The sequence below is a fragment of the Alphaproteobacteria bacterium genome (assembly GCA_016699735.1).
Lineage (GTDB): Bacteria > Pseudomonadota > Alphaproteobacteria > Micavibrionales > Micavibrionaceae > JAGNKE01.
On sequence record CP065008.1, the window covers coordinates 199,663 to 221,300 of the forward strand.

General features: G+C 53.8%; 21 protein-coding genes. 7 read left to right on the top strand and 14 right to left on the bottom strand.

Going from position 1 to position 21,638, the window contains the following annotated elements; all coding sequences use genetic code 11:
• The first annotated feature begins 63 nt into the window (after window positions 1-63).
• The 4 genes from IPN28_00920 to IPN28_00935 all read left to right on the top strand — a co-directional run bounded on the left by IPN28_00920 (window position 64) and on the right by IPN28_00935 (window position 5,195).
• A complete protein-coding gene (locus tag IPN28_00920; GenBank protein QQS57412.1) occupies window positions 64-2,319 on the top strand; it encodes a thioredoxin family protein in 2,256 nt (751 codons plus the stop codon).
• Window positions 2,320-2,400: 81 nt separating this feature from the next.
• Window positions 2,401-3,033, top strand: a complete 633-nt coding sequence (locus IPN28_00925; protein ID QQS57413.1) for a redoxin domain-containing protein — start codon at window positions 2,401-2,403, stop codon at window positions 3,031-3,033.
• A 180-nt stretch (window positions 3,034-3,213) separates the two neighbouring features.
• Window positions 3,214-3,873: a PAS domain-containing protein gene (locus tag IPN28_00930; GenBank protein ID QQS57414.1), complete on the top strand. Its 660-nt coding sequence runs from the start codon at window positions 3,214-3,216 to the stop codon at window positions 3,871-3,873.
• Window positions 3,864-5,195 carry a PAS domain-containing protein gene (locus tag IPN28_00935; protein ID QQS57415.1) on the top strand — a complete coding sequence of 444 codons (1,332 nt, stop codon included), beginning with the start codon at window positions 3,864-3,866 and terminating at the stop codon, window positions 5,193-5,195. The genes IPN28_00930 and IPN28_00935 overlap by 10 nt, the downstream gene beginning before the upstream one ends.
• Before the next feature lie 7 nt (window positions 5,196-5,202).
• On the opposite strand, the gene IPN28_00940 is transcribed toward IPN28_00935, so the two are convergent.
• From IPN28_00940 to IPN28_00970, 7 genes are all read right to left on the bottom strand, one after another.
• Entirely contained in the window at window positions 5,203-6,141 is a 939-nt protein-coding gene (locus tag IPN28_00940) for an SDR family oxidoreductase (GenBank protein QQS57416.1), read from the bottom strand.
• 14 nt (window positions 6,142-6,155) lie between these two features.
• Window positions 6,156-6,824 (bottom strand): glutathione S-transferase family protein, encoded by a 669-nt coding sequence (locus tag IPN28_00945; GenBank protein ID QQS57417.1) that lies wholly within the window; start codon window positions 6,822-6,824, stop codon window positions 6,156-6,158.
• A gap of 90 nt (window positions 6,825-6,914) precedes the next feature.
• The gene (locus tag IPN28_00950) at window positions 6,915-8,138 is read right to left on the bottom strand and encodes a YceI family protein (GenBank protein QQS57418.1); all 1,224 of its coding nucleotides are present in this window, start codon (window positions 8,136-8,138) and stop codon (window positions 6,915-6,917) included.
• Window positions 8,139-8,168: 30 nt separating this feature from the next.
• Entirely contained in the window at window positions 8,169-8,783 is a 615-nt protein-coding gene (locus tag IPN28_00955) for a polyisoprenoid-binding protein (protein QQS57419.1), read from the bottom strand.
• Between the two features lie 70 nt (window positions 8,784-8,853).
• The gene (locus tag IPN28_00960) at window positions 8,854-9,057 is read right to left on the bottom strand and encodes a hypothetical protein (protein ID QQS57420.1); all 204 of its coding nucleotides are present in this window, start codon (window positions 9,055-9,057) and stop codon (window positions 8,854-8,856) included.
• Window positions 9,058-9,131: 74 nt separating this feature from the next.
• Complete coding sequence (gene rsmD, locus IPN28_00965) at window positions 9,132-9,692, bottom strand: 16S rRNA (guanine(966)-N(2))-methyltransferase RsmD (protein ID QQS57421.1); 561 nt, start codon at window positions 9,690-9,692, stop codon at window positions 9,132-9,134.
• A 3-nt stretch (window positions 9,693-9,695) separates the two neighbouring features.
• Complete coding sequence (locus IPN28_00970; GenBank protein QQS57422.1) at window positions 9,696-10,511, bottom strand: rRNA pseudouridine synthase; 816 nt, start codon at window positions 10,509-10,511, stop codon at window positions 9,696-9,698.
• 34 nt (window positions 10,512-10,545) lie between these two features.
• Here IPN28_00970 and IPN28_00975 point away from each other — a divergent pair, with 34 nt between their 5' ends.
• Complete coding sequence (locus IPN28_00975; GenBank protein QQS58505.1) at window positions 10,546-10,989, top strand: nucleoside deaminase; 444 nt, start codon at window positions 10,546-10,548, stop codon at window positions 10,987-10,989.
• Here the strand turns inward: IPN28_00975 and IPN28_00980 are convergent.
• From IPN28_00980 to putA, 3 genes are read right to left on the bottom strand one after another with little or no spacing between them, the layout of a single operon-like run.
• Window positions 10,986-11,351 (bottom strand): barstar family protein, encoded by a 366-nt coding sequence (locus IPN28_00980; protein QQS57423.1) that lies wholly within the window; start codon window positions 11,349-11,351, stop codon window positions 10,986-10,988. The genes IPN28_00975 and IPN28_00980 overlap by 4 nt on opposite strands.
• A gap of 15 nt (window positions 11,352-11,366) precedes the next feature.
• Window positions 11,367-12,665, bottom strand: coding sequence for a phosphoribosylamine--glycine ligase (gene purD / locus IPN28_00985; GenBank protein ID QQS57424.1), 1,299 nt, complete (start codon window positions 12,663-12,665; stop codon window positions 11,367-11,369).
• A 23-nt stretch (window positions 12,666-12,688) separates the two neighbouring features.
• The gene (putA, locus tag IPN28_00990; GenBank protein QQS57425.1) at window positions 12,689-15,727 is read right to left on the bottom strand and encodes a bifunctional proline dehydrogenase/L-glutamate gamma-semialdehyde dehydrogenase PutA; all 3,039 of its coding nucleotides are present in this window, start codon (window positions 15,725-15,727) and stop codon (window positions 12,689-12,691) included.
• 43 nt (window positions 15,728-15,770) lie between these two features.
• Between putA and IPN28_00995 the strand changes: the two genes are divergently transcribed.
• Window positions 15,771-17,267, top strand: coding sequence for an exodeoxyribonuclease VII large subunit (locus tag IPN28_00995; protein QQS57426.1), 1,497 nt, complete (start codon window positions 15,771-15,773; stop codon window positions 17,265-17,267).
• Here IPN28_00995 and IPN28_01000 read toward each other — a convergent pair.
• The gene (locus IPN28_01000) at window positions 17,264-18,361 is read right to left on the bottom strand and encodes a thermonuclease family protein (protein ID QQS57427.1); all 1,098 of its coding nucleotides are present in this window, start codon (window positions 18,359-18,361) and stop codon (window positions 17,264-17,266) included. The two genes, IPN28_00995 and IPN28_01000, sit on opposite strands and share 4 nt — an antisense overlap.
• Before the next feature lie 199 nt (window positions 18,362-18,560).
• Here IPN28_01000 and IPN28_01005 point away from each other — a divergent pair, with 199 nt between their 5' ends.
• Window positions 18,561-19,097, top strand: coding sequence for a hypothetical protein (locus IPN28_01005; GenBank protein QQS57428.1), 537 nt, complete (start codon window positions 18,561-18,563; stop codon window positions 19,095-19,097).
• A 3-nt stretch (window positions 19,098-19,100) separates the two neighbouring features.
• Here IPN28_01005 and IPN28_01010 read toward each other — a convergent pair whose 3' ends face one another.
• From IPN28_01010 to IPN28_01020, 3 genes are read right to left on the bottom strand one after another with little or no spacing between them, the layout of a single operon-like run.
• Window positions 19,101-19,742 carry a TerD family protein gene (locus IPN28_01010; GenBank protein QQS57429.1) on the bottom strand — a complete coding sequence of 214 codons (642 nt, stop codon included), beginning with the start codon at window positions 19,740-19,742 and terminating at the stop codon, window positions 19,101-19,103.
• Between the two features lie 53 nt (window positions 19,743-19,795).
• A complete protein-coding gene (locus IPN28_01015) occupies window positions 19,796-20,776 on the bottom strand; it encodes a calcium/sodium antiporter (protein ID QQS57430.1) in 981 nt (326 codons plus the stop codon).
• A 17-nt stretch (window positions 20,777-20,793) separates the two neighbouring features.
• A complete protein-coding gene (locus IPN28_01020; GenBank protein QQS57431.1) occupies window positions 20,794-21,540 on the bottom strand; it encodes a Tellurium resistance protein TerA in 747 nt (248 codons plus the stop codon).
• Window positions 21,541-21,638 lie beyond the last annotated feature (98 nt).

Consider the following 21,638-nt stretch of genomic DNA (forward strand, 5'->3'; position numbering starts at 1 on the left):
CCGAATAACCTGTATACAGGGTACAAACCTTAAAAACCCCGCAATTCTAAAGGGATAATCAACATGAAAGCAAGAGGCGGCCGCAGAACATTCACCGCAGTCAGGCCATTTCTGGTTTTGGCGCTGGCAGTTTTTGCTCTGTGGACCCCCGTCCCTTCACACGCTGAAAACCCCGGAGGCGAGCCGGACCATTATGTCGATGTCCGCATCCTTGCGGAAAAGAACACGGTTGAAGCCGGATCGACAATCACTCTGGCCATCGAACATACGATCTATCCCCACTGGCATCTGTACTGGTCGAATCCCGGCGATTCCGGCCTGCCCATCCGCATCAAATGGACCCTGCCCGAAGGTTTCGAGATGGGTGAAATCATCTGGCCGGTCCCCAGCAAGATTTTTGTCGAACCTCTAGCAAACTATGGCTATCACGAAAAAGTCACCCTGTTGCAGAATCTGACAGTTCCGCAGACATTACCCGAAGGTATACAAACCCTGCACGCCAAAATCGATATGCTGGTCTGTAACGATGTCTGCATCCCCGAAACGGCGGAAATCGAGCTTAAACTCAACGATCCTGCAGAAGCCTCGCAGGACAACACGGCGATTATCAATGCGGCGAAGGAAAAGATGCCGCCCGAACTGGCCGGAACGTTCACCTTCAGCGAAGCCGACAAAAAGCTGGTCATGCGCCTCACACCCGAAGACACGTCATTTCTTCAAGACGTACAGATTGAAACCGCAGAGTTCTTTCCTGAAGAATGGGGAATCTTAAACCACTTCCCGCAACCGGAAACAAAACTCGAAGACGGAACAATCACGATCCACCACCCCAGAGGCGATATCGCCATCGACAAGCTGGAAAAGCTCAAAGGCCTTCTCACCTTCAAGAACAAACAAGGCATCTATCACGGCTACGCCCTGACCGCCCAACCGGAAAACTCCAAGCAGGGAGCGGCAGCCCCGGTCACATCCGACGGCAGCAAGCAAGTACAAAACTCCGCCACACCCTCAAACGCCAAACCCGAGATTTCCTCCTTCACAACGGCTCTGTTTTTCGCCTTTCTTGGAGGCTTGATCCTGAACCTGATGCCCTGCGTGTTTCCGATCATCTCGATGAAAGCCCTGAGTCTGGCCAAACTCTCCGGCAAGGAAAAAGCCGAAGCCCGCCTGCATGGGCTGTCCTACACCGCCGGAGTCATCGCCAGTTTTATTATCGTCGGTATGATGCTGGTCTTTCTGAAAACCGCAGGCTCCTCCATCGGCTGGGGCTTCCAGTTACAAAACCCCGTCGTCGTGGCCGCTCTAGCCTATATCCTCTTCCTCGTGGGCCTGAACCTGATGGGGTTTTTCGAAATCGGCATGGGCTTGGGCAATATCGGCAACCAGCTCACCAATAAACACTCGATGGCCGGAAGCTTTTTTACCGGAACACTGGCGACCGTCGTTGCCACCCCCTGCATGGCCCCTTTTATGGCCGCCGCCCTCGGCTATGCTCTGGTGCAGAGCGCAGGTGTGGCCTTGAGCATCTTTATTGCGCTCGGCTTCGGTCTGGCCTTCCCGTATCTTCTTTTGTGCTACATCCCCGCCGCGCAGAAACTCCTGCCCCGCCCCGGCGCCTGGATGAAAACCTTCAAGCAATTCCTTGCCTTCCCGATGTTCGGCTTCTCGATCTGGCTGATCAGCATCCTCGCCCAGCAGGCCGGACCCGAAGGCGTGTTTCTGACCCTTCTGGGAATGTTATTCCTCTCCATGGCCGTTTGGTTGACACACTTCAAAAAACCCCTGTGCAGTTGCGGAATCATGTCCCGCACCCCCCTGCTGATTTGCCTTGCTCTGCCGCTCATGTCCCTGATGGCCGTCGCCGAAATCCCCACAGCGGGCGCAGTCCCGTTAACCGAAGGCTCGTTCGGCGAAACCTATTCTCCGGCAAAGCTGGCCGCCCTTCTGGAGACCCAAGACCCCGTCTTCGTCGAAATGACCGCCGCCTGGTGCATCACCTGCAAGGTCAATCACCGTCTGGCCATCGACATCGACTCCACGCATAAAGCCTTTAAGGAGGCCAACGTCCAATACCTCATCGGCGACTGGACAAATTATGACAAAGAAATAACCGCCTATTTGGAAAGTTTCGGGCGTTCGGGTGTTCCCGTCTATGTCTTCTATGGCGCCCCGGATCATACAGGCAAACGACCGGAACCCGTCCTGCTCCCGCAGCTCCTCACCCCCGGCATCGTCCACGAAGCCGTCCAGAAAGGTAAGAAGGTAGCCGCTCCGCTTTCAGAGGCAAACGCAAGACTGAACCGCACACCAAATTTATAAAAATTTTGTAACTTTCGTGACTCCTCGGCGAACAAACGGGTAAGTTCACCCCATCTGAAACCCGTTTGAGGAGACTCTCTTATGCTTTTACATAAATCAAGAAAACTCATACTTGCGCTGGCACTGGTGCCGTTTGCGCTCGGTGCAACCCCGGCCTTCGCGGTTGCTGAAGTCGGCCAGCCCGCACCGGACTTTACCGCCACCGACATTAAAGGCAATGAAGTTAAGCTCAGCGACCTCAAGGGCAAGAACGTCGTCCTCGAATGGACCAACCAGGAATGCCCGTTCGTGGTCAAGCATTACAAATCCGGCAATATGCAGGCCGTCCAGAAAACAGCCACCGAAGGCGGCGCGGTCTGGATTTCGATTAACTCCTCTGCACCCGGTATGCAGGGCAACACCACCGCTGAGGAAGCCGTTAAGATCGAAACTGACGCGGGCGTTCACTCCACGAACCGCATTCTCGACCCGAACGGCGATATCGGCCAGCTCTACGGCGCCAAAACCACCCCGCATATGTTTGTCATCAATGCCGAAGGCAATGTGGCTTACGCCGGGGCGATTGACAGCGTTGCCGACGCCGACCCCGCCAGCATCGCGGGCGCAAGCAACTACGTTCTGGCCGCTCTGGACGACCTGAAGGCCGGCAACCCCGTCCAGACGCCGACCACCACCCCCTACGGCTGCGGCGTTAAATACAAGGCGACCAACTAACCGATTTTTTTAGCCACCCGAGAGTTCCGGCCCGAAAAATCTTTCGGGCCGGCTTTCTTTTGACAAAGATTTTGATAGGGATATCCTCAAGGAATTTACATAGAACGCTTGCAGCAGCCTGAAAATTTTCTTAACATTTAAAGGCTGTATGTACTGATTCCTTTATTCATTTTCGCTTGAATGTCCGCCACAAAACAAAACAATAGCCCGACGCAGGGCATCTCTCTCCGTGACCGCAAATCGGAACCGGCCCGCTGCGCGTTTTCCGAAAGCGGAGAGATTGTTTTTGCCTCCGACTCTTTCTATGATCTCGTGGGTCTTACGAATGAAGGCGTAAAAAACGGCGCCAGTCTGTACGACGTTTTTATCTTCGAGGATGAAAGGGGGGAAATCTTTCCCGACCCGAAGACCCTGCAGTCGGATATTCACGCGCTCAGGCTGAAAACGGACCGCTCGATGATCCGTTTCCAGTTGGACTGGCTGGAAACCTCAGATCACAAGCGTTTCCTCATCGCCTCGCAGACCGACAAATCGTCCCGCAAGATCGGGCCGGAGGACACCGGAGCGATTCTAACCAAAATCAACAAGGCGCTGGCGGGAAAACAAGGGCAGCCCGAAGACACGCCCCGCGTGATCCGGGAACAGAGCGAGCTTCTCCTGTTCATGGGAATGTCGCAGGATATAATGCTGGTCCTCGACCGCAGTGGCGTCATCCTGCGCTCCAATAACATCTTCTTCGACCGGATCGGCTACCGTCCGGCCGAAATGGAGGGATTGAATTTTCTGGATTTTTTCCCCCAGGCGACAAACCCAATACGCTCACCCATTTCGTGGGTATAAAAAGGGCGATTGAAAAAAACCAGTCGGTCGCCACAGACTTTGAAGGCCGGATGATCGCCCGTGACGGCCAGTCCCTCTGGACCGAATGGACGCTCAAAAACTTCCGCGGCATGATCTACGCTCTGGGCCGGGACATCACAGCGACAAAAAACAGGCAAAGCGAACTCGCCCAGCGCGAGAAACAGCTCTCAGAAGCGGAATCCATCGGCCATATGGGCCACTGGCGCTGGCAGGTGGACTCGGAGGACATTACCTGGTCGGAGGAAGTCTTCAGGATTTTTGGTCTCGACCCCAACCATTTCCAGCCGACCCTCAAGCGGATCAACGACACGGTCCACCGCAGCGACATCGCCCGCATGATTCAGGCCTTTCAGCGCGCGATCATCGAAAAGAAAAGCTATGACATGGAATTCCGTATCGCCCGCCCCAGCGGCGAAATCCGCTACATCTACTGCGAGGGACGCTGCGAGAAGGACGCGGAGGGCGAAGTTGTGGCTCTCTACGGTATCATGCAGGATCTCACCGAACGCATCGTCCATGAACGCGAACTCCGCGCCGCCAAGGACGCCTCCGAGCAGGCCTACGCCGCCAAAACCCGTTTTCTGGCCAACATGAGCCACGAACTGCGGACACCGCTCAACGCCATCATCGGCTTCTCGGAAATGATCGAACACCAGCTTCTCGGCCCGGTCGAGAACAAGAAATACAGCGAGTACGCCACCGGAATCCGGGAAAGCGGCGAACACCTGCTCGATCTCATCAGCGATATCCTCGATATGTCCAAGATCGAGGCCGGAAAATACAGCCTCGACCTCTCCAGCCTCCGCATGGGCGAAATCATCAAGGCCGCCGTGAAGATGGTCAAGGGCCGCGCCGAAGAAGGAAAAATCCGACTCGAAGTCGACGAGGAGATCGCAAAGGACATCAAGCTCGTCGCCGACGCTCGCGCCCTCAAGCAGATTATCCTCAATATCCTCACCAACGCGGTGAAATTCACCAAGGAGGGCGGCTCCGTCTGGATGGAGTGCCAACCCCGCGAGGAGCATCTGACCCTGAAAATATGCGATACGGGAATAGGAATCCCCGCCAACCAGCTTGCCGCCGTCCTGCGGCCCTTCGAGCAGGTCTCCACCCACTACACCAAGGATTACGAAGGCACCGGCCTCGGCCTGTCGATCACCAAGGAACTGGTGGAGCTGCACGGCGGCAGTATCCATATCGAATCAACCGTCGGCATAGGAACCGCTGTCACCATCCGCCTGCCCTATGACGCCAGCAAATTCACCGCCGCCAGCCGGATGAATAAACAGAAGATATTCTGAAAAGCACCTAGATCGGCTGCGTATAATCCCGCAGTGTGCTGATCGCGGATTTTTCCGCCGCCAGACAGGCCTCAAGCCCCTCGCGGTAGCTTTTATACTTCAGCTCGACCCCCAGCGCCTTTTTGATCTTCTCGTTGCTCACCCGCTTGTTGTCGGCGTAAAAGCTGCGCGTGATCGGTGCCAGATCGACTTTATCAAAAGGAATCAGGGGCGGTGACGGCAACTTCAGAAGCTTGCAGGCATAATCAATGACCACATGACTGGGCACCGGCTCGTCGTCGCACAGATTATAGATTTGCCCCGGCGCAGGCCGGGCAATGGAGGCCCGCAAGACCTGCACGATATCTTCGACATGGATTCGGCTGAATGCGTGGCCGGGCTTGTCGATCCGCCGCGCCACCCCCGCCCGCACCGAATCCAGGGCGCTGCGCCCCGGACCGTAGATTCCGGCCAGCCGAAAAACATGAACCGGAAGCTTGTGAGACTTATGAAGTGAAAGCCATTGCTCCTCCGCCCGCGCACGGCGCGTCCCGCGGATCGTCGTCGGCCGCACTTCGGACGTCTCGTCCACCCATCCGCCGCCGCGGTCCCCGTAAGCGCCCGTCGTGGAGAGATAGCCGATCCATTCAATCCCCGGCAACTGGCAGATATCCGCCGCGTGCATGACGAAGGTCGGGTCGCCCTCCTCCGCCGGCGGCGTGGAGATCAGGATATGCGTCACATCCCGCAGGATATAGAGCGGATCGGCCAAAGGGTGCGTTTCGTCGAACGTAAAGGGGCGAATCCCCCGCTCACGTAAAATATTCTTTTTGTCAGGGTCGCGGGTTGTGCCGGAGATTTTCCAGCCTTCCTTCTCGATGAGTTCATGCCCGAGATAATCGCAGCAATAGCCATGCCCGAAACAGAAAAGGTGTTTTTGTGATAATGTATGCGGGTCCGCGCTCATGAGGCCAAAACCCTTTAAGTGCCGGTTCGGACATAATCAACCACCGGCTCGAAGCCGGGGATGCGTTCCTCAAGCAGGGGCTGGAAGCTCGGGCGGGATTTGATCGCGTTATACCATTTGAAGGCCGCAGGATGCTGTTCCCACGGCACATCGCCGATATAATCGATCGAGGAAATATGCGCCGCCGCCGTGATATCGGCCAAGGAAAAGAAATCCCCGGCCAGCCACGTCCGACGCTCGGTTAAAAATCCAATATAATCAAGGTGGTAATAAATATTCGCCCGACCCGCCCGGATCGAGGGACCGTGCGGCTCCCCGAGCTTCAAAAACGTCTTCATCAGCTTCTCGCCGAACAGATTATCCGTGACTTCCTTGTTGAATTTGCGGTCAAACCAGTTCACAAGGCGGCGCGTTTCCGCCCGCTCGACGGGATTTTGCCCGAGAAGATTATTCCCCGTATAAACCTCATCCAGATATTCGCAGATCACCTGCGAGTTTGAAAGAATGGTGCCGTCCGGCTCGATCAGAACAGGCACATCGCCCGCCGGATTCATAGCAAGAAACTCGGTGCGCCGTTCCCAGATTTTCTCAACTTTCAGCTCGAAATCCAGCTCTTTTTCAGCCAGAGCAATTCTGACCTTACGGGAAAACGGATGCAGCCAGAAATGAAACAGGGTTCTCATGAAAAAATACTGTAACCCAGCGCCCGAAATATTCAATGCAGAAAAATGCTCAAACGAATCGCAGAAAAATTTCTGAAAAAATTTTCCGTATCACTCTTTTGAGCGCACGGCATGAACGAGAAGAGAAATTTTTACGGCGTCCGCTATGGTTTCCGTGCCTTTCCATTGCCCCTGCCCGACACCGAAATCAAGGCGGTTCAGCGTCAGTTCCGCCCGCATCTCCGCGGTGCGCGGCCCCTGTTCCTGTTTCTCAATCGTCAGGGTAAAAGGAAACGAAACAGGCAAGGTCACATCGCGAATCGTGAGTTTTCCTGTAACCGCATACTGATTCGCACCCGTAGATTCGAATGTTTCGGTCACAAAACGCGCTTTCGGAAACTTTTCGACATCAAACCATTCGGCGGATTTAGCCTGACCATCGCGGTCATCGCTTCCGGTCTTGATGCTGGAAATATCAATCGAAATATCCGCAAAGCTGCGGTCGAGATGATCGGGATCAAAAACAATCCGCCCATCGAAAGTGAAAGTCCCCTCGAAGGCTTGTCCGTATTGCGTAGCCGTAAACGCGAACCGGCTCTGCTCGGGCAGGATGCGCCATTCATCGCTGTCCAGCTTAAGGTCAGGCGTAGCCGACTCATCGCCACGCCGATCTCTTAAATCCTCCCCGGCTTCATCGTAATGGCCCTGATCCTCCTTGACCTGGAGAACGACCTGCGAGACCGGAAGCAGCCACAGCCCGCCGAAAATCACCGCAAGCAGCGCCCCGGACACCAGCCCCAGAGAAGGCCGGGTCATGCGCTGCAAGGTCGCGTCCCGATCGATGAAATGATGCTTGAACGCCCCGGCCATATGTAAAAAAATGAAAACGATGAGAACCAGCGCCACGAGTTCATGAAACTCCTGACTGCTCTCGAAGACATCGTGATCTTTGCCCGTCAGCGCCGGAACCGGAAGTCCGAAGAACGACACCGGAAACTCCCCCGCCGAAGACATGATCCAGCCCGACAACGGCATGGCAAAAAGGGCAAAATAAAGGAAAATATGCGTCAGGCGGGCCAATAGCCGTTCCCAGCTTTTATGGGTCTCCAGATGCTTGACCTTGGGAGTCAAAAATTTCCAGAAAATACGAACGACGACAAGAAGCAGAACCAGAAGTCCAAAGGACTTATGCAGCATATAAATCTGCAGCTTCGAATCCCCAAACGGCAACGTGGTCATATAAAAACCGACGAACAACAGCCCCAGAATAAGCAGGGCTGTTGCCCAGTGGATGAATTTGAGAACAAACCCGTAGGAATCTGTCTTGTTATCCATAAAATATCCTTAAGCGGACAATTCTGAGACTTATTTGTTCTCCGAAGCGGCATCGGAAGCGGCAGGCTCGACCCGCTCGCCTTCAACTTCGATACGGATCGAGACATCGTCCCCGACCATCGGCAGACCGTAACCCATCCCGAATTCCGAGCGTTTCAGAGTAGCCGTTGCCGAAAACCCGCTGACATACTTGCCGCTGAACGCGTGCTTGTCGGATTTATTGTGGGTAACGGCCAAGACCACAGGCTTGGTGACGCCCAGAAGGGTCAGGTCGCCCGTGATATTGGCGGTATTCTCGCCCGTGACCTCAACCGCCGTGCTTTTGAAGGTCATCGCCGGAAACTTCTCGACATTGAAGAAATCAGCTCCCTTCAGATGTTCGTCCCACTTGACGTCATCCATATTGATACCCGCCGTATTGATCGTCACCTCGACCGAAGATTTGGCCGGCTCGGCCCGGTCAAAGGAAAATCCGCCGTCAAAATCCAGGAATTTCCCTGTGGAATTGGAAAAGCCGAGATGGTTGACGGAGAAAAATATCTGCGTATGCGCCTTGTCGAACGTATACTGCTCAACTTCGGCATAAGAGGGTTGCGCGGCGGTCAGGCAAAAGCCCGCAAGCAGCGCGGCAAGAAACTTCTTCATGAAAAACTCCTGTCATGGGTTTGGGAATGGAGATTAAAACCTAATCTCAAAATCTTCTAAGAGCAAGAAATCATTGAAAATATTCTTGGTAGGTAACCACCATGCTATACGAGCCGAATAAGGCAATAGCCCAATTCAGCAGTCCGTATTTCCATTTGATCGTCGGATCGTTCAGCAGCTTCTCGCGGGGAACATTCCGCAAGAGGAAATACAGAACCATCTGGCCCAGAAAAAACCCGCCGAATAATCCGAAAATTCCTGCCGCGATAACCATGGTTCCAACAAAATCCCTAAATCACAGCCCCAGATTTTAATCGAATTTAAACACGAAGAAAACAGCTACGGACCTTAATGACGATCAGAAATCGCCAAAAAAATAATTTTTGTATCCTTATAGATTCGCTCATCAATGACACTAAAGGCAGCCGGAAAACCCCCGTTGTACGCCTTCTCCGTTTCGCAAACTATAAGCGCGTTACGGGAAAACCATCCGCCCTCTAGCAGGGCTTCAAGCGCCGGAACAAGAAGACTTTTTTTATAAGGCGGATCGAGTATAACCAGATCGGCAGGCTTCAGACTTTCTGGCCTATGCCCCGGCTTCACGGCATTTTTTTGAAGGATTTGGGACATCGCATCGCCCCCGAGGTTCTTGATATTCCGCCGCGTGACGTCGAGAGACGGTTTATGAATATCCATAAACACACAATAATCCGCCCCCCGCGACAACGCCTCAAGCCCCATCGCCCCGGTCCCGCAGAACGCATCGAGGACATTCGTCCCCGAAACGGCGCCCCGGCTTACGAGAATATTGAAAACGGCGCCGCGCACCTTATCGGAGGTCGGACGGATCGAATCCCCCTTGGGAACCTCGATTTTTCGCCCTCCATATTTGCCGGAAACAATCCGCACGACTTACCTCTTTTGACGGGCCTTTTTGGGAGGAGGCACTTCATCCGGCCTTCCTTCAAAAAATTTTATGACCTGATGCCGCAGAACCTTGGAGTCAACTTCCAGAACTTCGCCCTCAGGAAGCTTGCCAAGAGAAAAAGGACCGTAATCAGTGCGGATCAGACGGTTGACCGTAAGCCCGAGAGCCTCCATCACCTTTCTGATTTCCCTGTTTTTTCCTTCCCGGAGAGAAACATGAAGCCATGTATTCGCCTTACCGGTTCGATCCTGCTGCGTGGTATCGACTGAAGCCTCTATGGGAGCATACTTGACACCATCAACACTCATGCCCTTTCCGAGCTTTTCAAGAGCGTGAGGACTTACGGAACCGAAAACGCGTACACGGTATTTGCGTTTCCATCCGGTAGACGGCAATTCAAGATAACGGGACAACTCCCCGTCATTTGTCAGAAGAAGCAAACCTTCAGTAGTCAGGTCAAGGCGCCCGACACTGACCAGTCGCGGCAATCCCGTTGGCAGGCGATCGAAAACAGTTGATCGGCCCTTTTCATCCTTATGGGAGGTCACAAGCCCGGAAGGTTTATGGTAAAGAAAAAGACGTACAGTTTCCTTCTCATTGAGAACCTTCCCATCAACCACGATTTTATCCTGAGCGCCAACATTGAGAGCCGGAGAGGAAATAATCGCCCCGTTCACTTGTACGCGTCCATCGAGGATCCAGCGTTCGGCATCACGGCGCGAACACAAGCCCGCTCGCGCCAACCTTTTGGCAATTCGTTCTGGCTTGCCGTCTGTTAGTTGTTTAGAATCATCACCCATGACAGAACCCTTTGATAACTTTGACCTTACCTGTATGCAGGCAGCGATGGAAGAGGCGAAAAAAGCCGCAGAGCGGGATGAAGTGCCAGTCGGTGCAGTGATTGTCGATAACAACACAAAAACAATAACCGCTCGGGCAGGAAACCGCACCATCGCAGAATCTGACCCCACAGCGCACGCCGAAGTTCTTGTCATTCGCGAAATGTGCCGGAAAATCGGCGTTCAGCGTCTACCCGACTATGACCTGTACGTCACCCTTGAACCTTGCGCGATGTGTGCGGCAGCCATCAGTTTTGCAAGGATCGGACGGGTGACTTTCGCAGCCACCGATCCTAAGGGCGGTGGAATAATCCATGGAGCAAAATTCTACGAACAGCCCACCTGCCATCACAGACCAAAAACAGCACACGGCCTTCTGCAGGAAGAAAGCGGTAAACTCTTGAAAGATTTTTTCCGCAGCAAAAGAGACAAAACTTAGAAATTGCTGAGATCGTACGTCTGCATCCCATAGAAGGCCAGCGCCAGAATAGGCTTCATCCCCTCTTCCAGCCGCGCCCAGTTGATATACGAAATCCCCTCGACGCAAAGGGTAAACTCTTCGGGACAACGCTTGGCAAAGGACGCGACATTCAAAAGCTCGACCGTAACAACTTCTCCGACATCGCAGTAAACTTCAGTCACACGGTTACTCGCATCGTCCAGCTTGACAAGAAGAAGCATCCACGCCTCCCGTGTCCCGGGATAATCCTTCGGAAACCCGAACGCCGCCGCGAACTCCTGATGAAACGTACGGTCATCAACGATCGCATCGCAGTTGATTTGCACAACGTGCCAGACCATGCCCCAACCTCCTTTTTATGCCGCTTCTTCTCGCTTGGCCTTCAGCGCCCGCCAGCCGATATCGCGGCGGCAGAACCCCTCCGGCCAGTCAATCCTGTCTACCACCTGATAGGCTTTCTTCTGAGCTTCCGCAAGAGTATCCGCCCGCGCCGTAACGCCCAAAACCCGCCCGCCATTGCTCAAAACGGCCCCGCTGGAACCCGAAGCCGTTCCGGCATGAAAAACTTTGGCATCAGGGTCAGCAGGCAAAAACTCAAGACCCCGGATCGGCGTACCTTTCTGAAAACTTCCTGGATAACCCTTGGCGGCCATCACGACACACAAAGCTTGTTGCGAAGACCAGCTTAAATCCTTTTTAGCTGTATTAAGCTGCCCGTCCGCAGCCGCCTTCAGGATTTTCGCAAAATCACCCTGAAGCCGCATCATCAGCGTCTGACACTCGGGATCCCCGAATCGGCAGTTATGTTCCAATAATTTCGCAACCCCGTCCTTGACCATTAACCCCGCGAACAGAACCCCGGTAAACGGACAGCCTTCCGCCGCCATCCCCGCAATCGTCGGTTCGATGATGGTCGTCAGGATCTGGTGCTCCAACTCCTCGGTCATGAAATGCGCGGGGGAATATGCACCCATGCCCCCGGTGTTCGGTCCGGTATCGCCGTCGCCCACCCGTTTGTGATCCTGTGCGGACGTAAGCGGGAGGATGGTCAACCCATCCGACAAGGCGAAATAGCTCACCTCCTCGCCCCCAAGAAACTCCTCGACAACGATTTCCTTGCCCGCATCCCCAAACGCACCGCCCTCGAGCATATCCCGCGCCTCGCGCAAGGCCTCCTCGCTTGTCGCGCAGATCACCACGCCCTTGCCCGCGGCCAGCCCGTCCGCCTTGACGACGATCGGGGTATCCATTTCCTCGATGAAAGATCGGGCCGATTTGATGTCAGAAAAACGCCCGTACGCGGCAGTCGGAATAGCGTACTTTTTGCACAAATCCTTCATGAACCCTTTGGAGCCTTCGATCCGTGCCGCCGCCGCGCTCGGCCCGAACACGGAAATGCCCGCGCCGCGCAAACGGTCGGCCAGCCCCGCAACCAGCGGCCCTTCGGGCCCGACGACAACCAGATCGATTTTATTCTGCACGGCAAACCGAGTCAGCCCGTCAAGATCATCGGCCTTGAGATCGACAAGCTGAGCGCTGTCCGCAATCCCGGGATTGCCCGGGGCACAGTAAAGCATCCCGCAGCTCTTGGAGTTTTTCAGCCGCCACGCCAGCGCGTGTTCGCGTCCGCCCGATCCGACCAGTAATATCTTCATGCTCCGCCTCTCTTTTTTCTGTTTTAGTCCCCTTCGCCCAAAGAGACAAGAGACGCGTTGCCCCCTGCAGCGGTCGTATTGACGGAAATAACCTTTTCATGAGCGAAAGCCCGCAGATAATGCGGTCCGCCCGCTTTCGGCCCTGTGCCCGAAAGCCCCATGCCGCCGAACGGCTGCACCCCAACCACCGCCCCGATCATCGAACGGTTGATGTAAACATTCCCGGCATCAATTCCCTCCGCCAGCTCTTTCTGCACACTGCCGATGCGGCTTTGAACACCGAAGGTCAGCCCGTAGCCGAGCTTGTTAATTTGCTCGACGAGCACCTCACGGCTCTCTGCTTTGTAACGGATGACATGAAGGATGGGTCCGAAAATCTCATCCTTTAATTGGTCAATATCGGTGATTTCATAAGCCGCAGGAGCAAAGAAAAAGCCGCGTTGAGTCAATTCAGAATTCAAAGTTGCACGGGCAATCATCTGCCCCGTACGTGCCAGAAATTCTTCATGCGCCCTCAACCGTGAGAGCGCCTCCTGATCAATGACCGGCCCGATATCGGTGGAAAGATTCTCGGGCAAACCGACCCTCAGCATCTGCATGGCCCCGCAGAGAATCTCCAGAAATTTATCCGCGATCTCCTCCTGAAGAAACAGAACCCGCAGCGCCGAACAACGCTGCCCCGCAGACCCGAAGGCGCTAAGCAGCACATCATCCGCCACCTGCTCCAGCAGCGCACTCGAATCAACGATCATCGCGTTTTGCCCGCCCGTCTCGGCGATCAGAGGCACGATCGGCCCATCCTTATCGGCCAAAGCCCTCTGGATGGACTTCGCCGCCTGCGTTGATCCGGTAAAGGCCACACCTGCAACGTCCGGGTGACGGACAATCTCCGCCCCGATAGACCCATCCCCCGCAATAAGATGAACGGCATCGGCGGGAACGCCCGCCCGGTGCAAAAGCTCGACCGCTCTCAACGCGATGAAGGGCGTCTGCTCAGCGGGCTTGGCGATGACGGAATTTCCGGCAGCCAGTGCCGCCACGACCTGCCCGGTAAAAATCGCCAGAGGAAAATTCCACGGGCTGATACAGACGAAAACACCGCGCCCCTGCAAGAGCAGCCTGTTGCTCTCGCCCGTGTATCCGGGCAAAAGAACGCCGCCAGCAGAAAAATTCTTCCGCGCCTCCTGCGCGTAATAACGGCAGAAATCTAAGGCCTCGCGGATTTCAGCGACCGCATCAGGCAGTGTTTTTCCGGCCTCAAGCACACACAGCGCCATAAATTCGTCTCGCTGCGCCTCCAACAGATCGGCAAACTTTTCAAGCGCCGCAGCACGTCCTCCAGCATCCGTTTTCGACCACCGCCGGAAACCCTCCCGGGCAGAAACGAAAGATCGCGCAATCAGACCCGAAGCCTTCGGATCAACGCGCTGACCGTCCACAAGCGATTGCGCGATAAAATCCTTGCGGTAATTCTTGACGAAAGCCACAACCGGGGCCGAACTTCGCGGATCGTTCAGATCAAGCCCCGCAGAGTTGCGGCGATCCGCAAACAAATCCTCCGGCAAAGGAATTTTCGGATGCATCTTGTAAGGATGGACGCGGGATTCAAGAACAGGATCCCGAACGAGGTCTTCAGCCTGAAAACTCTTATCCATCACCCGCTTGACGAACGAAGAATTCGCCCCGTTCTCCAGCAGCCGCCGCACGAGATAGGGAAGCAAATCCTCATGCGGGCCGATCGGCGCGTAAATACTCGCCCGAGCCAGCTTCCGCTCAAGAAGATGATCGAACAAACCATCGCCCATACCGAACAGTTTCTGCAACTCGAAATCGCCCGAGGGATCGGCGCCTTCAGCCTTCGCCATCTCCAGAACAGCCGCAACACTATGGGCGTTGTGTGTGGCAAACATCGGAAAAATCCGGTCTTTGTTTTTCAGCAGGGTGTACGCACACGCCAGATAGGAAACATCCGTATTACACTTGCGCGTATAAACGGGATACCCCTCGAACCCGCCCATTTGCGCTTTCTTGATTTCCGAATCCCAATAGGCGCCTTTCACAAGCCTGATCTGGATTTTTTGCCCGTATGCTTGCCCGTTTTCGACCAAATAATTGACGAGCGGCAGCGCCCGTTTTTGATAGGCCTGTACCGCCAGCCCAAACCCAGTCCAACCCGAAAGATCGCTCCGCTTCAAGACGCCTTCGAAAATCTTGATCGAAAGATCGAGCCGCGCCGCCTCCTCGGCATCGATCGTCAGGCTGAGATCATAACTGGCCGCCTTCGACGCCAAAAGCCCGAGCCGCTCGATCAGGACCGGAACGCAGTAATCTTCCTGAGACACTTCATAACGCGGATAAAGCGCAGAGAGTTTGACCGAAACACTGGGCCGCAAAGAGGCCGGAAGACTTTTCGCCCGGCAAACTGCGCCGATAGATTCAAAGGCCTCTGCATAAGAATCAAGATACCGCAAGGCCGTACGCTCATCCCGCGCCCCCTCGCCCAGAACGTCATAAGAAAGCCGATAGCCCCTTGCCTCGTAACTTTTCGCAGCCTCCAGCGCCTCCGCCAATCCGGTACCCAGAACAAATTGTTTGCCCATCACGTGCATCGCCCGCATCATCGCCTCGCGCACGAGAGGTTCACCCAGCCGGGCAAAAACACCGTCCAGCGTCCGGCGGCTGAGACTCATCCCCAGCCCCGCCGCCCGCGTCAGCCAGTCCTTGGATTGCCCCTGTCGGCTCAGCCAGTCCGCCGCCCGCACCTTATCGCGGATCAGCGCATTCGCCGTCGCCTTGTCGGGTATACGCAACAAAGCCTCGGCCAGCGTCATCATCGCCAGCCCCTCTTCGGTATCGAGCGCAAAATCCTGTAAGAAGCTCTCAAGAAGGCTTCCCGATCCCTTGCCTGAACGGATCACATCAACAAACGAAGCCGCCCTCTGCCCCACCGCCTGCACACGATTCTCCGCCCACGGCAACGCCGCATGAAGCGCCTTAAGGCTCTCGCCTTCGTCCTGAGTGAGAAAAGTAGAAAAGGAAAAGACCATGTCCGAATATACCATGCAAAAAGTTTGCTTTCCCCACTTTCTGAATTAATATCGCCAGATGAGCACAGGATCGCAACCCAGAACCAACATCCCGGAATTTTCCGTAACCGAACTCGCACAGTCTTTGAAAAGAACCCTGGAAGAGAACTACGGCCGTGTACGTGTACGCGGTGAACTATCAAAAGTGACAAGACCCTCATCCGGTCATCTCTACACCACCCTTAAAGATAGCGACTCGGTGATCGACGCCGTGTGCTGGAAGGGAACCATCCCCCGCCTGTCGATCAAACCGGAAGAAGGCCTGGAAGTCATCTGCACCGGCCGGATCACCACCTACGCCCCCCGCTCCAGCTACCAGCTCGTGATCGAATCGATGGAACTGGCCGGGGAAGGCGCTCTGCTTAAAATGCTTGAGGAACGCCGTAAAAAACTCGCCGCCGAAGGCCTTTTCGACTCAGCCCTGAAAAAACCGATTCCCTTCCTGCCTGAGATTATCGGCGTGGTGACTTCACCGACCGGAGCGGTCATCCGCGACATCCTTCATCGCCTCGCCGACCGCTTTCCTCGCCGCGTGCTGGTTTGGCCCGTGATGGTGCAAGGTGAAAGCGCCGCAAGGCAGGTCGAACAAGCCATCAGGGGTTTTAACGCACTCAAACCCGAAACGGGAAAACGCCCGGATGTTCTGATCATCGCCCGCGGCGGCGGATCACTCGAAGATTTGATGCCCTTTAACGAGGAAGCGGTGGTGCGGGCCGCCGCCGAAAGCGCCATACCGATCATCTCCGCCATCGGACACGAAACAGACACAACCCTGATTGATTTTGCCTCAGATCTGCGCGCCCCAACCCCGACCGGAGCCGCCGAGATGGCGGTTCCGGTAAGATTGAACCTCCTCGCACAGGTCCGCGACGACGAAAAGCGCCTGATCAATGCGGTCACACGCCTACTCTCGGAAAATCGCCATAAAATAAACAGCTATGAGGCCCGTCTGGGCACACCGGAACGGATTCTGGACCTGAAAATCCAGAAAACCGACCATATTATCCATAAAATGAATGTTTTGTTCCGCGAATCCGTCAATTTGCGCCAGAGCAGACTGGAAAAAGCCTCCGTACGTCTGGTTCATCCGCAAAAATTGGTTGATTCAAAACGTGAATCGCTCAGATATGCTTCAGATAATTTTGGCAAGACCTTCACCCACCTTCTCTCAAGAAAAGAAACCTTGCTCACAAAGAAAACAGCTTCACTCATCCCGCCTCTCGGGAAAATCACTACAGGAAAAAGCATTCTGGAAAAATGGAATATGCGCCTGACATCCACCGCCAAACTGATTTTGGAAAGAAAAGAACGTACGCTCGAAAAAGCGTCAGAAAAACTTGAATTATTGTCCTTTGAAAACATTCTGGAAAGGGGATTCGCAGTCGTATTCTCCGAAGAACAAACAATCATCAAAGACGCTCAAAACCTAACCCAAAACCAGAACGTACAGATAAGATTCAGGAAAAAAGGGCTGGCCCGCGCAAAAATTATCGCAGCAGAAAACCTATCGGATTAGTTATCCTGCACCAGCAGCATCGAGGCAAATTTGTCGAGAAGCTTGTCTGAAATCGAATCGATCTTGCGTGCCCCATCAACCGCGGCATCGACGATCCCGATCACCTCGTTGACAGGCGCATCGGGTTCGATCTCCATATAATCCGGAACCGTTTTGATCCGGGCATAATAATGAATGATATCGCTGGCCGTATGCTGCCCCAGCAAGTCGAGCTTATGAGTATTGCCATCAAAAACCGAGCGGCTCAGCGCCGGCTGCTTCTGGATGATATCGCCTGTTTTTTTATACTTCGGTTCCTTGCTTTTATTTTTGAGATCCTTGAGCATTTCATCATACATCAGAAGGTAGGCTTCAATTTTCGTCTTGTTGGTCTTGATTTCCGCATCGATCATGCTGGCAATAACGAACTTCTCCTTTTCGCGCAACACACGCTCTTTGGTCGCCAGATCCATACTCTGGTTCTGGACTTCCACGACATTCCGGAACCCGCGCATGATATAAAAGGTAATCGCAGCCAAAGCAGCCAGAACAAGCCCGACAAAAATCACACCCCCGAGAATGAATGGATTATCGTTCTCAAAACGGCTGCCGGAACCCTTCTCATGGTTCAAAGACCATAAGCCCTTGCTCTGGCGCTGGGCGCTCTTTTCAGCCTCAATATAGGGATTTTCGTAAATAGAGCCATAGACAAGCTCACGGTTGACCACGACGTAACCTTGCTGAAGCATATAAAGGCTTAAATCTTCCTCAGCATGATTGACGCACTGGGCGCTGATATCGTTTTGATTGCGGATTTTAATAACGCACTCTATGGGTTTCTGGGCAATCTTCTCCTCAAGAACTGAACGCGCCTGAAGCTCAAAAACCGGATTTCCGGTAGCAACGGCATCGACCCCCCATAAACTGATTTTGTAAGGACCGGAAACGAGCGTTTTCGTATCGACCGGACGAGCCTTGATCTCGACACTGCTTTCCTGTACAGGCTCCTGAGCATAAGCAGCCGAGCCGAATGAATCGAGCGCAAAAGCCAAAAAACTGGCGAAAATAGCGGCCAGAAAGTATGGGCGCCGGATGAGGTTAGGCTTTCCAAACATAACGGTGACAACCTGTTGATATAGACGCAGAAAACCTTATTTAACCCCAAGTCTCAAAGTAACACTTTTTTAATAAAAACAGACCCTCTTTATCTTTTACCTGATTTCCTTCAACAAATATTTAACAAACCCAAGAATTTCATGCACAAAAGGGTTTTTTTGTGTAGATTGAGGGCATCAGAAAGAAGCGAAAAGGGCCATGAGGGTCGAATTAAAAGAACTTATGGAAAAACTAGGGGTGGATTATATTCTTTCGGCCTATGAAACCCGGCCCTGGTTTTTGTACGATGCAGAAAAAGGAATTACCTGCAGCGCCGAGGTCCGCATGGGCCCGGGCGAGGAAGACGTACAGGCTGAAATCCAGTTTCTGCACGACGAGAAAGAGGGCGAAGAAGACAAAGGCAGTGGATCGTCCGGCGGCCTCTCCTCCCACGGCCGTCTCCAGCAAATCCTGCACATGAGGGTTATCCCGACAAGGGAAGGCAAATGGAACCCGGTCTTCCTGACCATCAACGGCGAAAGCTATGTCAACGAAGTCCATAGCTGGGAGGAAAAGGGCTGCAACTTTTTCAGATCCTGCATCGAGGCCATCCAGATGAACGAGCTGCCCGATATCGAAAAGCTCATCGACACGGAAATGTACGACTCAGGCCGTGCCGGTGGCGGAAAGCGCGGCCGTGTGGGGCGCAAAGCCCCGAAAATTAAGCCGGGACAACTCCTCGGGATGAAGAGATAATCCTCAGGCGCTGCCAACGATGATATCGTACCCCTCGGCAATCTTCTGCAAACCGCCCTCGATACACTCGCCCAGAGCCACGAAATGCCACTTCGGCCCCTCCCGGTTCAGGACACCAACTAGCATAGCTGTTTCATCACGCTCTTCCGTATCTTTCATAAGATCGTAGCGGACAATCTCGATATTCGTGTCGCTATTAACCAAGCGGAAATAGGCATTACGCATTTTCTTTAAGCCCTGCCCCTTTTCCTCGCCCTTATAAATCGAAAGCACAAACATCAGCTGCACAATATCGAAATGTACAAAGGGCAGATGAACAAGCATGGATTCATCATCGCCGTCCCCCGCGCCGCTCCGGTTATCCCCGCCGTGAATGACCGCCTTATCTGATCCCTCATAATTATTGTAAAAAACGAAATCCTCGTTGACGCGCGTCTTGCCCTTCCGATCCAGCATAAAGCAGCTAATATCCATGTCCAGGGGTTCTGTGTCGAACTGGTTCTGGTCCCAGCCCACACCGATATGTATCCGTTGCAGAGTCGGATCCTTGGCGGCGAGATTAAGCTCGTCGCCCTTACTCATCTTGTTCTGGTTAATCTCGATTTTGACTTCTTTATACTGGTTCGGATCGAAAATGTCGGTCATGGGTCCGTATCCTGAAAAAAGTTCATCGTTCCATGCTCAAGATGTGCCAAAGGCTAAAGATGAGCTGTATAGATGTATATATTATAAACAACATACATCAAACAAAACAAAAACCCGCAAAATTGGGTAATTTTACCAGACGTAAACAAAAGAGCGGCAAAAACCAAGGCAACAACAAGCGCAAACCAGACGTCAAAGGCAGCCAGTTGCGGTGGAAAAGTTCCCGGAGAAACGGGAACCATAAACCCGGTAATACCAAGAATCATCAGGATATTAAAGACATTTGAGCCGATCACGTTCCCGATGACCAGATCGGTCTGGCCACGCCGACTGGCAATAATGCTGGTGGTCAATTCAGGCAAAGACGTCCCGACCGCCACGATGCTCAAGGCAATGACGGATTCGGGAATGGACAAAATAACCGCCAGAGTCTTGGCCCCCTTAACCAGAAACTCCGCTCCGGCAGCAATGCTAAGCAGGCCGCAAACCAGAAAAAACAGCGCCGCCACATCGCTGTCGAACTTAAAGAGATCAAGCCTGGGCTCATGCGCCTGATCCCTTTTGGCCTGAAAGAATTGCAAGCCCACGTAAACCAATAAGAAAAATATCATCAAAAAGCCCGACCAACGACCTATCCCTCCGCTATTCAACAGCCAGCCCAGCCAGAAAGTAGATAAAACCATAACAACAAGATCACGAGACAAAGAAACGGAACGTTGAGCCACCAGGGGAGCGATCGCCGCGCTGAGTCCAAGAATAAGGAGGATATTGGCGATATTTGACCCGATGACGTTACCTAGGGCTATTCCTGCGGAGCCCTGAAGATTGGCCAGAAGGGAAACGATCAATTCAGGCAACGACGTCCCGAACCCGACAATCACAAACCCGACAAACATTGGGGAAAGACCGCGCTGGGTCGCAATATGGACAGCGGAGTCGATCGTCCATCCGCCGCCGCGCACAAGCAGGAAAATCCCGAAAACCAAAGCCCCGAAGGAAAGGAGGACAGCTTCGTAAGGATTAATTTCAACCATGGAGAATTGAGTAATATCTATGCAGGCGGTTTGCTGCCATCGCCCCAGTCAAGGCCGAATCCGTAAGCCCGGTCCAGTTCCTCATGGCCGGGAAAAAACTCGGTGCGGTTGGTCAGTCTGATCCCGCCGCGCACATTCTCAAGCTCCCCCACCGCGCAAACAGCCAAACTATCGTCGTAAACATCCAACGTCACATAGAGATCGTTCTCGCCGGGCACATCAATCACGACCTGCGGCTTGATCACCGACCAGTTGGGTACGCCCTTGTAGATGTAGATATAGACAAGAATGCGTTTGATCTCGTTCCATTTATGACCGTTGATCAGGAGATACTCATCATGCCCCTCACGGTCCCCGGTCCGCTCATCTTCCGAGAGAGCAATATAGGGCGGACCTTCAAAATCGCCGAATTTCTCTCCGAAAGGCTGGATCGCGCCACGTTTCCCATTCTTCAGCTCATAAAGGCACCCGATATCAAGATCGACCCCGATTTTGCGGACTTTCTTGAACCAGCGCCCGAGAACGCCGGACTCCTCAACCACGACGTTATTCCACGCCGCCCCGATCAGGATGCTCTCAAAACCGCCAACAGGAGGTGAAATGGCAATGCTTTGGCCCGGATGCCCCAGAAACTCGCAATTCTCGGGATGATCACTGGCAACGCGGTATCCGGCGGCTCCCAAAGCCTTTCCGTGCCCGGAAAACTTCGCCCGGTCCCTGTTCGCTTCAACCAAACCGACTAACGCTTCATCTTCATCTGCCATGGGAAAGCTCCTTCGTCACCCTGACTGTAAGAATATAAGGCCGCAGTCTTCGGCGCAAGACCTTAAGCAAAAGGCAGAAAATCAGGGCACACCAGCAT

Excerpts from the sequence above, each read along its gene's own strand:
- IPN28_00920 (QQS57412.1), top strand. The coding sequence starts at position 64 with ATGAAAGCAAGAGGCGGCCGCAGAACATTCACCGCAGTCAGGCCATTT.
- IPN28_00925 (QQS57413.1), top strand. The coding sequence starts at position 2,401 with ATGCTTTTACATAAATCAAGAAAACTCATACTTGCGCTGGCACTGGTG.
- IPN28_00930 (QQS57414.1), top strand. The coding sequence starts at position 3,214 with ATGTCCGCCACAAAACAAAACAATAGCCCGACGCAGGGCATCTCTCTC.
- IPN28_00940 (QQS57416.1), bottom strand. The coding sequence starts at position 6,141 with ATGAGCGCGGACCCGCATACATTATCACAAAAACACCTTTTCTGTTTC.
- IPN28_00945 (QQS57417.1), bottom strand. The coding sequence starts at position 6,824 with ATGAGAACCCTGTTTCATTTCTGGCTGCATCCGTTTTCCCGTAAGGTC.
- IPN28_00950 (QQS57418.1), bottom strand. The coding sequence starts at position 8,138 with ATGGATAACAAGACAGATTCCTACGGGTTTGTTCTCAAATTCATCCAC.
- IPN28_00955 (QQS57419.1), bottom strand. The coding sequence starts at position 8,783 with ATGAAGAAGTTTCTTGCCGCGCTGCTTGCGGGCTTTTGCCTGACCGCC.
- IPN28_00960 (QQS57420.1), bottom strand. The coding sequence starts at position 9,057 with ATGGTTATCGCGGCAGGAATTTTCGGATTATTCGGCGGGTTTTTTCTG.
- IPN28_00970 (QQS57422.1), bottom strand. The coding sequence starts at position 10,511 with ATGGGTGATGATTCTAAACAACTAACAGACGGCAAGCCAGAACGAATT.
- IPN28_00975 (QQS58505.1), top strand. The coding sequence starts at position 10,546 with ATGCAGGCAGCGATGGAAGAGGCGAAAAAAGCCGCAGAGCGGGATGAA.
- IPN28_00980 (QQS57423.1), bottom strand. The coding sequence starts at position 11,351 with ATGGTCTGGCACGTTGTGCAAATCAACTGCGATGCGATCGTTGATGAC.
- purD (QQS57424.1), bottom strand. The coding sequence starts at position 12,665 with ATGAAGATATTACTGGTCGGATCGGGCGGACGCGAACACGCGCTGGCG.
- putA (QQS57425.1), bottom strand. The coding sequence starts at position 15,727 with ATGGTATATTCGGACATGGTCTTTTCCTTTTCTACTTTTCTCACTCAG.
- IPN28_00995 (QQS57426.1), top strand. The coding sequence starts at position 15,771 with ATGAGCACAGGATCGCAACCCAGAACCAACATCCCGGAATTTTCCGTA.
- IPN28_01000 (QQS57427.1), bottom strand. The coding sequence starts at position 18,361 with ATGTTTGGAAAGCCTAACCTCATCCGGCGCCCATACTTTCTGGCCGCT.
- IPN28_01005 (QQS57428.1), top strand. The coding sequence starts at position 18,561 with ATGAGGGTCGAATTAAAAGAACTTATGGAAAAACTAGGGGTGGATTAT.
- IPN28_01010 (QQS57429.1), bottom strand. The coding sequence starts at position 19,742 with ATGACCGACATTTTCGATCCGAACCAGTATAAAGAAGTCAAAATCGAG.
- IPN28_01015 (QQS57430.1), bottom strand. The coding sequence starts at position 20,776 with ATGGTTGAAATTAATCCTTACGAAGCTGTCCTCCTTTCCTTCGGGGCT.
- IPN28_01020 (QQS57431.1), bottom strand. The coding sequence starts at position 21,540 with ATGGCAGATGAAGATGAAGCGTTAGTCGGTTTGGTTGAAGCGAACAGG.